This window comes from Streptomyces sp. 796.1, from assembly GCF_047525675.1.
In the GTDB taxonomy this organism is placed as follows: Bacteria; Actinomycetota; Actinomycetes; order Streptomycetales; family Streptomycetaceae; genus Streptomyces.
This window is the reverse complement of record NZ_JBLIWA010000106.1, coordinates 76,916-90,152: the sequence shown is the minus strand read 5'-3', so window position 1 is coordinate 90,152 and position 13,237 is coordinate 76,916. Positions and strand designations below refer to the sequence as shown.

The following is a 13,237-nucleotide window of genomic DNA, read 5'->3' as shown; positions in this document are numbered from 1 at the left end:
CCCCCCCCCCCCCCCCGCCACTTCGGGCCCACCACGCACAGGTGCCGTCGACACGCAGAGCGCGTGTCGACGGCACCTGTGGAGCAAACGGCCGGTGGCGGCCTCACCGAGCGGGCGGGGCGACTGCTGGCCCCGAGCGCACCAGTGCGGTCAGCCCGGCGTCAGCAGGGTCAGCCCAGCGAGCTGAGCAGCGCGGCCAGCGCGTCGGGCGCGCCCTTCGGCAGGTCCGCCACCGCGTTCAGGTTGAACAGTTGCTCACCCTCGCGCAGCGGCGACTTGCCGAACGTCTTCTTGAACAGCTTCTCGCCCTCGCCGGTCAGCGCGGTCCGCACGTCAACGGCCTTGATCTGCTTCTGCGTGACCTGGGCGTTGTCCCGCTTGATGGTGTAGGTCAAGAACTGCGCCTGCCGGGCCTTGGCCCGGTTGACCGACGCGTGGACCACGGTCCGCGGGGTCTTGTCCACGTAGTTGTGGACCTTGCTCAGGTCGAGGCGGTCATCCCGGTCACGGAAGCTCAGGCCACCCTGCAACTTGGCGTAGTCCCGGGTGCCCTCGGTCAGCGGGAGCGACACGCACTGGCGCTGCTTGCCGGTCAGCCGTGCCTTCCCCGTCGCGACCAGCTTGATCTTCGCCTCGGCCAGCCGCTTGGCGGCGGGCTTGGTCAAGCAGAACTCGGCCTTGCCGTTCTTGATCGGCAGAGTCGCCTCACGTGCCTGGGCCGGCGTCATCGCACCCGCCAGTGCCACGGCAACGACGGCGACACCGGTCATTCCTCGCATCATGACTAGTCCTCATGGATCAGGCTGACCGTGATTCGGTCGGCACGTGAGGACAACGCCGGGTGCCTCCTGCGGGTGACGAACCCAGGGGGACAATCACCCGGCTCAGTGAGCGCGTGGGCGGAGCGCGCCGCGAGGCGGCCGGCGCCCGTACCGCTTGCACGCGCCCGGCGGCCGGGCGGGCAGTGCACGTCATCCGGGCATACCCCTCGCGTACTGCTCGCACGCCCGGGCGGGCGGTGGCCACGACGACCCCCGTCCACCCGGGCGGTGGTGCGAGGGCGCCTAGCGGACCCGGCCGTACCAGACCTTCTTGGTCCAGATCTTCTCCAGCCGCACCGACTTGCCGGGCTTCGGAGCGTGCCAGATCTTGTTGTTCCCGGCGTAGATGCCCACGTGGTAGACGTTCCGGCCGGAGTGGAAGAAGACCAGGTCCCCCGCCTTGCGGGAACCTGCGGACAGGTGACGGGTCTTGTTGTACTGGGCGGCTGCCGTGCGCGGCAGCTTCTTGCCCGCCTTCTTGAACGAGTAGAGCGTGAGCCCGGAGCAGTCGAACCGGTGCGGACCGGCTGCCCCGTACTTGTAGGGTGCGCCCTTCTTGCCTGCCGCGACCTTGAGCGCCTTGTGGGAGGCGGTCGCCGCCTCGGCGTCGGCGGTCATCGCGGGAAGGAAGGCCGACCCCGCCAGCACCGTCGCGGTGAGGGCTGACGCGGTGCCGAGGCGGGAAGCGAGCGCGGGTATACGAGCCTGCGCGGACATACAGAAGCCCTTCGTCATCCGCCTGCGAAAGATGACCTGTCGGGTTCGGACTGGCGAAGTTGCCCGGCCACCTGCGTGGCTTCACCCCAAGGACCACCGACTTCGTGGTCCGTCGTGCTTGGGTCTCCCGTTCCTGCCGATCTGCGATCTACTCCTTGGTCCGTGCGGCGGCAGGACTCGGCGTCCGCCCGGACCGCCCCGCCGTGGTGACGGGGGCTTGGTGGTGTCGGATAGGGATACTGCGCCATCCACGGCCCGAATTCGCAGTCGAAAGGGCTGTATGTGAAGTTCTTCACCTTCGTCGGTGATGGCGAACCGCACCGCGAAACGTCCCCCGTACGAGTCCGTATCACCCGTCCTGACCTGCGGAAATGCAAAATCGGACGAGGGGGGTCCGGGGTGCGGACGACGACTGGGCCACCCGGCCCCCGTCACGGCCGGGTCCGGAGTGTGGATGGTGATGAGACGTCACGCCGCGCTCCTGGCCGCGCGTCGGCGGATCGGACGCCCCGTAGGACGCCCGACGCTGCGATGCGCCACGGATCATGCCAAGGCGGGATGGTTCCGGCAATACGGATTTCAGTGCCGGCTCCCGGAGTGTCCGGGCGGGCCGGTCAGTCCTCGGCGTCGAACGGGTTCACACCGGTGAAGGCCCGGAACTCCTCACCCGGCACCAGCCGCCGCGACCGCACCTGGCTGAAGCCGGCCTCCCGGAACTGGCCGACGAGCGTCTCGGGGTGCGGCAGCGGCCCGGTGAAGTCGGCGTACGCGCACCACAGGTTGAGCATCTCAAGGCCGGGACCGCCGCCCTGGCAACTCGTCGTCAGGAGCAGCTTGCCCCCGGGCATCAGGAAGGAGCGCGCCCGCTCCAGCACCTTGATCCGTTCGCCCTGCGGGAAGTAGTAGATGTTGTTGTGCAGCGTGACCAGGTCGAACTTCTGGTCCGTGGAGTAGGTCCGCAGGTCTCCCCGGGCGATCTCCACCCGGTCGGCAAGTCCCCACTTGTCCAGGTTCACCCGGGCCTGCTCGACCACCTCGCTCTGGAGGTCGATCGCCACGGCCGTCAGCCGGTCGTTGAGCGAGGTGGCGTGCCGCACGTACGTACCGCTGCCGCACCCCACCTCAAGGAGGCGCACCGGCGCGGTGCGGTCCACGTGCTGCTCCACCACCCCCTGCACGGCGGGTTCCAGAACCCGGGACGAGCGGGCGATGAGCGCGCCGTCCTGATCGGCGATCGACACCCGCCGGCCTTCGCGCAGCATGTTCGGCGCGTCCAGCAGCAGCGGGGCGTGGAAGCGCATGAGCTGTTCGAGCAGCGCCGCGTACGCGTCCGAATCGGGCCGGGCCAGCCCCTTGGCGAGCCGGCTGCGCAGCCGGTACCGCCCACCGCGCTGACCGAGGTCCCCCACCCGCACCCCCATGTCGAGCCAGGAGCCGAGCAGCTTCTCCTCCTCGTGCAGGCCGAGCTCATCGGCGAGCGCGGGGGCGTCCAGCGGCTGCTGTGCGAGGTGCCGCAGCACCCCGCTGGTGGCCGCCGCGGCCAGGAAGGAGGCCCGGTAGACGGGGGCGGAGAGGTCCTTCGGCATGCGCACCGCGAGCGGGAGCTGACGGCTGCGCACCAGCTTGGCGAACGTCTTGATCTTCACAGGGGTGTCCTCATCTGTGTACGGGGGAGCAGGGCGGCGCGCGCGGCAGCGGCTCGATGCGACGGCTGACCGGCGGGCCTCGACCCGCGACCTGACGCCCAGCGACACGGCGCGGGGCAAGCGGGAACGCGCGGGAGGGGAAAGAACGGCGCACGCGGAACGTGACGGTGGGCGGGCGCTGGGGGCTGACTGCCCAACACGCCCGGGGCCCACACGTCGTACGCCGAAGCGACGCGCCCGACAGGTGTATCAGGAGATTCACCGATGGCGTCCGTCGAGCCGTGCCCCGTATGCGCACTCCGATGCGCTCCGGCGCACTGGATTCCTCGGGAATCTCCTGCCCGTGACGGTGGCAGGGCGCCACGCGCCCGAAACGGCGGTCCACTCGTACGGGTGATGAATGGTCCGGTCGGGTTGGGCCACCCGGTGGTTGGCACCGCCCATACGGGCCAAGGCGGGCTTACCCGTTCGGGGGACCGTCCGTCGAACGCCCGTCGGGGAGGCAACCCCTCCGTTTCAGCGGGCTTGAAGGCCGACCTAAGCCGGTTACTGAACGGTGGGACCGTCAGTGATTTCTCTTAACCAATCAGGCACGGCCCACTGGGGGAGATTATGACCACCGCACCACAAACGGACACCGCGCTGGGTGTCGATGTCGAAATCGATGTGCTGAACGCCCCGGACGAGGACATCGCCGAACTCAAGAAGAAGGTCTACGAACACAAGATCGTGGTCCTCAAAGGGCAGCACCTCTCCGCCGCCGAGTTCGTTTCCTTCGGCCACCGCATGGGCGAGGTGGAGACCTACTACCAGCCGATGTACCACCACCCCGAGCACAAGGAAATCTTCGTCTCCTCGAATGTGAAGGAGGCGGGACAACAAGTCGGCGTGCCACAAACGGGAAAGTTCTGGCACCACGACTACTCGTTCATGGCGCGCCCGTTCGGGCTCACCCTGATCTATCCGCAGGTGGTGCCGAAGGAGAACCGCGGCACCTACTTCATCGACATGGGCAAGGCGTACCGGAAACTGCCACAGGCCATGAAGGACGCCCTCGCGGGATCCAGCAGCCGCAACAGCGTCCGGCGGTACTTCAAGATCCGCCCCGACGACGTCTACCGGCCCATCACCGACGTACTCGCCGAGATCGAGGACCACACCCCGGCCGTCACCCACCCCACCGTCTTCCCGCACCCGGTCACCGGCGAGCCGCTGCTCTACATCAGCGAGGCGTTCACCTACGAATTGCAGGCCGCCGACGGGTCGCCGCTGCCCGATTCCCTGTTGCGCGACGTGCTTGCCGCGGTCGGCCAGGCCGATCCCACTTTCCAGCACGAGAACATCCACCTCCAGACCTTCGACAAGGGCGACCTGCTGGTCTGGGACAACCGCAGCCTCGTGCACTGCGCCCGGCACACCGTCAAGCCCGAGCCGACCGTCTCGCACCGGATCACGGTCCACGACGACCACGAGTTCTACGCCGGAATCGGCGCCCGGCAGTCGGCAGAAGGCCGCTGAGAGACAACCAGTGGACCTCATCAACACCAGCACCGCACGATCCACCCAGTACGGCTGTGACGAGCCGCTCCTCAACCGGGTCCTGACCCCCTACAAACCGCACTGCCGCTATCTGAAGGCCGCCACGGTGACGCGCCAGGGCGAGCCGAGGGACGGTGGGCGCGTCAGCGCGCGGGGCGAATTCACCATTCCCGAGTCGTGCTACATCGACGACACCGGACACTTCAACGCGGTCGAATTCAACCTGTGCTTCAACCAACTCGTCTACTACCTGCTGGCGAAGTCCGTGAAAGAGCGTGCCATGTGGCCGTTCGACGCCTGGACCCTGGACGAGTACTGGGCTCGACAGCTTCCCGACATTCTCATCGTGGATTTCCGCAGCACCTTTCGGCGCGCCATGCGCGGGCGCGGGTTCTGGGGCGAGATCGACGTCGTGGGCGTCGACGAGCGCGAAGCCGACGGCGGATCGATCGTCCTGGTCAGCACCTTGTGCCGGTACGGCGACGGCGACGTACCGACCTGCCACGGCGGAGTGCGCCTCGCAGTGCGCACCACCAGGACCGAGGCCGCGTGAGTGTCCCGTACGGACTTTGCAACAAGAGCAGGAGCCATGTCAGATAACGCCACCGACGCACGGGACCACGCAGCACCAGCCGGTCCCGAGACCTCCCACACCGGGCCCGACCCCATCGCCATCGTCGGCATCGGACTGCGCATTCCCGGCGGGAGCAACGCGCCGGACGAATTCGCCGAATTCCTGCGCACCGGCCGGTCCGGACTGCGCGAACTGCCCACCGACCGCTGGGACCCGGAGGGGCTGACCTCCGATGACCCGGCGGCCAAGGGCGTCATCCGGTGCGAACGCGGCGGTTTCCTCGACCGCATCGACCAGTTCGACGCGAAGTTCTACAACATCTCGCCGAAGGAAGCCGACTACATCGACCCCCAGCAGCGGCTCGCGCTGGAGACCGGCTGGGAGGCGCTGGAGGACGCGGGCATCGACCCCAGCCCGCTGCGCCACGGCAGGGGCGGCGTGTACGTCGCCGTCAGCAACACCGACTACGCGGGCGAGATGGGGGGCTACGCGAACGAGGAACTCAACAGCTACATGCCCACCGGCGCCGCGCTCAGCGCCGTCTCCGGACGCCTGTCGTACTTCCTCGGCTGGCGCGGCCCCTGCATGACCATCGACACCGCCTGCTCCGCATCGCTGGTCGCCGTGCACCTCGCCGCCCAGGGCCTGCGCGAGGGCGAATCCGACGTCGCGCTGTGCGTCGGCGTCAACGCCATCGTCAACCCGCGCCCCTACATCCTCGCCAGCCAGTCGAACATGCTCGCCCCCGACGGCCGCTGCAAGACCTTCGACGAGGCAGCCAACGGCTACTGCCGCAGCGAGGGCGGCGGCGCGCTGGTCCTCAAGCGGCTCTCGGACGCGCAGCGCGCAGGCGACCGCATCTACGCCCTGGTCCGCGGCTCGGCCGTCGGCTCCGACGGCGAGAGCAGCTCCCTGATGGTGCCCAACGGCATCGCCCAGGAAGGGCTGATGCGCAGGGCGCTGGACGCCGCCGGAATGCGCCCGCACGACATCTCGTACATCGAGGCGCACGGCACCGGCACCCCGCTCGGCGACCCCATCGAGATCGGCGCCATCAGCTCCGTCTTCAGCGCCTCGCACAGCCCCGAACAGCCGGTCGTCGTCGGCTCGTTGAAGACCAACATCGGCCACATGGAGTCGGCGGCCGGCATCGGAGGGCTGGTGAAGACTGCGCTCCAGATGCGTGAGTCCACCATCTTCCCGCACCTGAACTTCACCCAGCCCTCAAGCCGCATCCCCTGGGACACCGCCCCCGTCGCGGTGGCCACCGAGGCCCGCCCCTGGACCGCGCCGACCAAGCGGGCGCTGGTCAACTCCTTCGGGCTGACCGGCACCATCGCCTCCGTCGTCCTCGAAGAGGCACCCGCGCCCGAGCCGGTCGAGGCCCCCACCGAGGAGGGCGCCGGCCACCTGCTCACCCTCTCCGCCAAGTCGGCCCCCGCCCTGACCGGCCAGATCCAGCGCTACCAGCGGCTGCTGCGCAACCAGCCCGACCTCGACGTCGGCGACCTCTGCTACACCAGCAACGTGGCCCGCGCCCACTTCCCGCTGCGGATCGCCGGCTTCGTCCGCGACCACGACGACGTCGCCCGGCTGCTCGACCGCGGGCTGGCCAAGGCCGGGCAGGCCAGCGCCGGCACCGCGCAGGTGGCCTTCCTGTTCTCCGGCGGCGGCGCCCAGTACGTGGGCATGGGACGCCCGCTGTACGAACGGTTCGCCACCTTCCGCACCGAGTTGGACGCCTGCGACCGGCTGTTCACCCCGCACCTCGGCCGCTCCATCCGCGACATGCTGCTGGGCGAGAGCGAGGACGCCGACCTGATCCACCAGATCGCCTACATGCAGCCCGCGCTCTTCGCGCTGGAGTACGCGGTGGCCAGGCTCTGGCTCTCCTGGGGCGTGCGCCCCTCCGTACTGGCCGGACACAGCATCGGCGAGATCGTCGCCGCCACCGTCGCCGGGCTGTTCACGCTGGAGGACGCGGTCACCCTGATGGCCGCCAGGGCCCGGCTGATGGCGGCCTCACCACCCGGGGCCATGGCCGCCGTCGAAGCGTCGGTCGCCGAGGTGTCCGAGCTGGTCGACGGTCACGACGACCTCTCCGTCGCCGCCATCAACGGCACCCGACAGCTCGTACTCTCCGGCGGCAAGGAGTCGCTGGCCACCGTCGAGCAGCAGCTCACCGAGCGCGGCATCAAGAACCGGCGGCTCGCCGTCTCCTGTGCCTCGCACTCCCCGCTGATGGCCGAGGCCGCCCGCGAACTGCGCGACGTCGTGGCCGGGCTGGAATTCCACGAGCCCGAGTTCACCCTGATCTCCAACCTCACCGGCAGCGTGGCCGACCCGGCCGAGATCTCCACGCCCGACTACTGGGCCCGCCACCTGCGCGAGGGCGTCAGGTTCGCCGACGGGATGCACGCCATCGCCGAACGGGGCCGACACCTCTTCCTCGAATGCGGACCCGCCACCGAACTGATCGGCATGGGCAAGCAGTGCCTGGACGCCGCCGCCGGCCACACCTGGCTCAACAGCCTGCACGCCGAGGACGCCGACGCCACCGTCACCCGCCAGGCACTCGCCCAGCTCTACACCGCCGGCGCGCCCGTCGCCTGGAGCGCGTACCACCGCGGGCGCGAACGCCGTCGGATCTCCCTGCCCACCTACGCCTTCGACCGCCGCCGGCACTGGCTGCCGGCCCCCGCCGCCGCGCCCCAGAGCGCCGGCACCGGCGGCCACCCGCTGCTCGGCAGGGAAACCACGACGAGCAGCCAACTGGACGCCGGAGAGCGGGAGTTCACCTCCCGGGTGAGCGCGGACCGGCCCGCCTACCTCGCCGACCACAAGGTCATGGGCAAGATCGTCTTCCCCGGCGCCGGCTACGTCGAAATGCTGATCGCACTCCAGGACGCCGTCTACGGCGAAAGCAACCTGCCGATCACCGGAGTCAGCCTGCACGAGGCCCTGTTCATCGCCGACGAGGGCAGCGTCGAACTGCGCACCCGCTGGCGCCAGCGCCCCGACGGCACCGCCGAGGCCGAGATCGTCAGCCTGCTCCCAGGCGAGGAGCCGGGCGCCGACGGCATCGAGCGCCGGCACGTCACCGCCACCCTCGGCACCGCAGACCGCCCCGAACTCGACGCGACCGCCGCGACCCTGCGCACCCTGGCCACCGAAAGCGGCGAACCACGGGCCCGCTTCACCGCCGACGACCTGTACGCCGACTTCGCCGAACTCGGCGTCGACTACGGGCCCCTCTTCCAGGGGCTCGTACACGCCGACGCCCACGGCCCCAACCTCGCGATCGGCGAACTCCGCGGCCAGCACGGCGCCAGCCCCGAGCACCTGCCGCCGGCCATCCTCGACTGCGCCTTCCAGACCATCACCGCACTGCGCGGCGACAGCGACGTGGTGGCCATGCCCGTCGGGATCGCGAGCTGCCGGCTGCTGAAGAAGCCCCGCGGGAGCACCCTGCGCAGCGTGCTGCGCCTCATCCCGCCGGAGCCCGCCGCCACCCCCACCGACGAGGGCGGCACGCCGGCCGAGCCGGCCGAGGCCCCCGGGCCCGTACTCGACCTCATCGTGCTCGAAGGCGACCGGCCCGTCTTCGTCATGGAGCGGCTCACCCTGCGCCAGGTGGCGGGCGCGGCCCCCGACCGCGACCGGATGTACTCCGAGCTCCGCTGGGTCAAACGATCGCTGCGCGCGGCCGACCCCCAGCCACGGCACGTACTCCTCATCGGCGCCGACGAGCAGGGCCTGACCGAGCTGGCGGGGCCGGCCGCCGACCGGCAGACCGTCCTCACCGCCGTACCGAGCGCCGCCGACGCCGCCGCCGCCCTCAAGGACCGGCGCCCCACCGACGTGTGCTGGTTCTGGCAGCCGCGCCGGGGGACCGACGAACCGCTGCGGGCTGAGTGCGAGCGCAACTACCGGGACCTGCTCACCCTGCGGGACGCCCTGGAGGCGGTCGGCTTCGGCCGCGACCAGCGGCTGTGGCTGATCACCGAGGGCGGCCAGTGGGTGCCGGGCGACGCGCCCGAACCAGCAGAGCAGGCACCGACCTGGGCCGCCGCCACGCTCTGGGGCTTCGGCCACGTGATGTGGACCGAGTACCCGGCCCAGCGCGTCACCCTCATCGACCTGCCGCCGCGCGGCACCGCGGGGGCCTACCCCGCACTGCTCGACGAGTGGGCCACCAAGGACTCCACCGAGTACCAGGTGGCCTACCGCGGCGGGCTGCGGCACGTACGCCGCATTTACCACGGCGTCGGCGGCCCGACCGCCACCGACGTCGAACTGGTCATCAAGGAGTACGGCCAGTTCACCGGCGTCGTCACGGCACCGCTCCAGGAGGAGCCCGAGCCCGTCGGCGACCAGATCCGGGTACGGGTACGGGCCGCCGGCCTCTCCATGCGGGACGTCTTCAACGTCCTCGGCCTGCACCGGGTCTTCGCCGAGGAGAGCGGTCGCGGACCGCTGGAGGTCCCGCTCGGCCACGAGTGCGCGGGCGAGGTCGTCGCGGCCGGGCCCACCGCCTCCTTCGCGATCGGCGACCCGGTGCTGGTGGCCCACCTCGGCAGCCTCCGCCGCCAGGTCACCGTCGCCTCGGCACAGGCCGTCCGCAAGCCGGCCGACCTCACCTTCGCCCAGGCCGCGGCACAGCCCACCGCCTTCCTCGTCGCCCACCACGTGCTGCACCGGCTGGCCTGCGTCAAGCCGGGCGACCGGGTCCTCATCCACGCCGCCGCCGGTGGCGTGGGCCAGGCCGCCGTACGCCTCGCCCAACGCGCCGGGGCCGAGGTCTACGCCACCGCAAGCCCGCACAAGTGGCCGCTGCTGCGCGCCCAGGGCGTACGCCACCTGATGAACTCGCGCAGCCACGACTTCGCCGACGAGGTCCTGCGGGCCACCGCGGGCGAGGGCGTGGACCTTCTGGTCAACAGCCTGGACCAGGACTTCGCCCGGGCCGGACTGCGGACCCTGGCCCCCGGCGGCCACTTCGTGGAACTCGGCAAGGTCGGCCTGCTGACCCCGGACGAGGTCGCCCGGGCCAGGACCGACATCACCTACACCGACTTCACCGACGTCAGCACCGAGCGCACCGCGGAACTGGCCGGGGACGCCCTGGGCACCCTCGGCGGCCTGCTGGAGCGCGGCGAGTTCACCCCGCTGGCCACCACCGTCTACACCCTCGACGAGATCGACGAAGCGCTCGGCGCGGTCAGCCGCGGGGCGCTCAGCGGCAAGGCGGTACTCGCCTTCGACGACGAGCACCTGCCCCCCGCACCCCCGGCCGAGATCGGCCCCGACCGGACCTACCTGGTGACCGGGGGGCTCGGCTCGCTCGGCCGACTCGCCGCGGAGAAGTTGGTCGGCCTCGGCGCCCGGCACATCGCCCTGATGGGCCGCCGCACCCCGGGCGACGCCGAGCGCGCGGCACTGGCCGAACTGCTCGGACCCGACGTGGAGATCATCAGTTACGTCGCGGACGTGAGCGACGCCGAGGACATGGCGCGGATCAGCGCGGACCTCGGTGCCCGGCCCTACCCGCTCGGTGGGATCATCCACGCGGCCGGAGTCCTCGCCGACGCCCCGGTCACCGCGCAGACCTGGGAGAGCATCGACACCGTCTTCGGCGCCAAGGTGTACGGCAGCTACCTGCTGCACCAACTCGCCGCCGACCACCCCGAACTGCGCTTCCTGATCGGCTACTCGTCCCTGACCTCCGTACTCGGCTCGCGGGGCCAGGCCAACTACGCCGCGGGCAACGCCTACCTGGACACCCTGATGTGGCGCCGGCGCGCGGCCGGAGCGCCGGGCATGAGCGTCAACTGGGGCGCCTGGGGCGAGATCGGGCTCGCCGCCACCATGGACGAACAGCACATCGCCAACGTCGAGCACCAGGGCTTCGGGTTCTTCAAGCCGACCACCGGAATGCGCGCGCTGATCCGCCTCCTTGACCGGCCGCCGGCCCAGGTCACCATCGCCGAGGTCGACTGGGACCAGTGCGTGGCCACCCGGCCGCTGCCCAGCGCGCTCTACCACCAGGTGGGCCGCGCCAAGCAGAACACGGCCGTCAGCGTGGACCTCGACGCGCTCCTGCAACTGTCCAAGTCGGAGCGGCGACAGGGGGTCTCCCTCGTCGTCCGCGGCGTCATCGCCGACCTGCTGCACTTCGACGGTGCCGACGACGTGCCGCCGGACGCCCGGTTCTTCGAGGTCGGGCTCGACTCACTGGCCGCCGTCGAGCTGAAGAACGCCCTGGAACTGTGCTTCAGGCTGCCGCTCTCCGCCTCCAGCGTCTTCGACCACCCCTCGGTCTCGCTGCTGGGCGAGTTCATCGACGGCCAGCTCACCACCGCAGCGGAAGGAGACCGGGCATGAGCCACCGCCCCCCGGCCGGACGCCCGAAGACCATCGCCGCCGCCTCCGCCCACCACGCCGAGGTCAGGCCCGACCACATCGCCATCGCCTGCGACGGCCGTACGGTCACCTACCGCGAACTGCACCTGCGCAGCAACCGTACGGCGCACGCGCTGCTGGCGGCCGGCGCGGTGCCGGGCACCCGGGTCGCACACCTCGGGCACGACGGCGAGCACCTCTACGACCTGCTGCTGGCCTGCGCCAAGATCGGGGCCGTGCTGGTCCCGGCCGACCCGCGGCTGACCCCGGGGGAGGTCGAGCACGTCCTGCGTGACGCACAGGCCGAACTCCTCTTCACCGAGGAACAGCACCTGCCGGCCATCGAGGGCCTGCGGCCCGGCCTCGACCGGCTGCGGCTGGTCGTGCCGCTGGAACCGGGCGAACACGGCCCGGGCTTCCTGGCCTGGACGGCCGACCACCCGCAGACCGAGCCGACCGGCGGGGCCGGCCCCCGCCACCCGCTGGCCCAGATGTACACCAGCGGCACCACGGGCGCGCCCAAGGGCGTCGTCCTCAGCCAGGCCAGCTTCTGGGCGATCAACGACCTGCTGGCCCGGCACGAACTCGACTGGCTCGACTGGCGCGAGGAGGACCGCAGCCTCAGCCTGCTGCCCGGCCACCACATCGGCGGCCCCTGGTGGTTCCTGCACGGCTACCGGGCCGGCTGCACCAACGTGCTGGCCCGCACCTTCGACGCCAAGCTGACCCTGGAACTGATCCGCGACGGCGGGCTGACCACCGCGCTGCTCGTACCCTCCATGCTCCAGATCCTGCTGTCCGAGCCCGACGCGGGACCGGCCGACTTCGCCGGGCTGCGCAAGATCGTCTACGGCGGCTCGCCCATCCCCGAATCCGTCCTGGAACGCTGCATCGAGGTCATGGGCTGCGAGTTCGCGCAGATCTACGGGCTCACCGAGACCTGTGCATCGGCCGTCTGCCTGCCGCCGGCCGACCACTACCCGGGCAGCCCCAGGCTCGGCGCCGCCGGCCGGCCCTACCCCGGGGTCGCGGTGCAGGCCGTCGACGCGGGCGGCGCGGTCCTGCCGCCCGGCGAGATCGGCGAGCTGCGCATCGACACCCCCGCGGTGATGACGGAGTACTGGCAGCGCCCGGAGGAGACCCGGCGGACCCTGAGCGACGGATGGCTGTACACCGGGGACGCGGGTTACGTGGACGCCGACGGCTACGTACACGTCTGCGACCGCATCAAGGACGTGATCCTGGTCGCGGGCGAGAACGTCTACCCGGCCGAGGTCGAGAACGCCCTCAGCCGGCACCCCGCGGTCGCCGAGGTGGCCGTGACCGGCGTGCCGCACCAGGTCCGCGGCGAGGCGGTGCACGCCTGCGTGGTGGCGCGGCCCGGCGAGCGGCCGAGCCCGCGCGCCCTGCTGCTGTTCCTCAAGGGCCGACTGGCCGACTACAAGATGCCCACCAGCTACGAGTTCGTGGACGCGTTGCCGCGCAACGCGGGTGGCAAGATCCTCCGGCGCGCGCTGCGCGCCCGGGCGTAGGGAGTG

The 13,237-nt window shown here is 70.9% G+C and carries 7 protein-coding genes and 1 riboswitch; of the genes, 4 read left to right on the top strand and 3 right to left on the bottom strand.

Features of this window, described 5'->3' with window-relative positions:
- Positions 1-170: 170 nt before the first annotated feature.
- The 3 genes from ACMA1D_RS32130 to ACMA1D_RS32120 form a co-directional block, all read right to left on the bottom strand.
- The gene (locus ACMA1D_RS32130; RefSeq protein WP_414727500.1) at positions 171-770 is read right to left on the bottom strand and encodes a hypothetical protein; all 600 of its coding nucleotides are present in this window, start codon (positions 768-770) and stop codon (positions 171-173) included.
- A 294-nt stretch (positions 771-1,064) separates the two neighbouring features.
- A complete protein-coding gene (locus ACMA1D_RS32125; RefSeq protein ID WP_414727499.1) occupies positions 1,065-1,538 on the bottom strand; it encodes a C40 family peptidase in 474 nt (157 codons plus the stop codon).
- Positions 1,539-1,542: 4 nt separating this feature from the next.
- Positions 1,543-1,694: riboswitch (cyclic di-AMP (ydaO/yuaA leader) on the bottom strand.
- A gap of 458 nt (positions 1,695-2,152) precedes the next feature.
- Positions 2,153-3,184: an SAM-dependent methyltransferase gene (locus tag ACMA1D_RS32120; protein ID WP_414727498.1), complete on the bottom strand. Its 1,032-nt coding sequence runs from the start codon at positions 3,182-3,184 to the stop codon at positions 2,153-2,155.
- Positions 3,185-3,796: 612 nt separating this feature from the next.
- Here ACMA1D_RS32120 and ACMA1D_RS32115 point away from each other — a divergent pair.
- From ACMA1D_RS32115 to ACMA1D_RS32100, 4 genes are read left to right on the top strand one after another with little or no spacing between them, the layout of a single operon-like run.
- Positions 3,797-4,702 (top strand): TauD/TfdA dioxygenase family protein, encoded by a 906-nt coding sequence (locus ACMA1D_RS32115; protein ID WP_414727497.1) that lies wholly within the window; start codon positions 3,797-3,799, stop codon positions 4,700-4,702.
- Between the two features lie 10 nt (positions 4,703-4,712).
- Positions 4,713-5,276, top strand: a complete 564-nt coding sequence (locus ACMA1D_RS32110; RefSeq protein ID WP_414727496.1) for an FcoT family thioesterase — start codon at positions 4,713-4,715, stop codon at positions 5,274-5,276.
- 36 nt (positions 5,277-5,312) lie between these two features.
- Positions 5,313-11,681, top strand: a complete 6,369-nt coding sequence (locus tag ACMA1D_RS32105) for a type I polyketide synthase (protein WP_414727495.1) — start codon at positions 5,313-5,315, stop codon at positions 11,679-11,681.
- On the top strand, positions 11,678-13,231 hold the full coding sequence (locus ACMA1D_RS32100; protein ID WP_414727494.1) for a long-chain-fatty-acid--CoA ligase: 1,554 nt from the start codon (positions 11,678-11,680) through the stop codon (positions 13,229-13,231). Before ACMA1D_RS32105 ends, ACMA1D_RS32100 begins: the two co-directional genes overlap by 4 nt.
- The last annotated feature ends 6 nt before the right edge of the window (positions 13,232-13,237 follow it).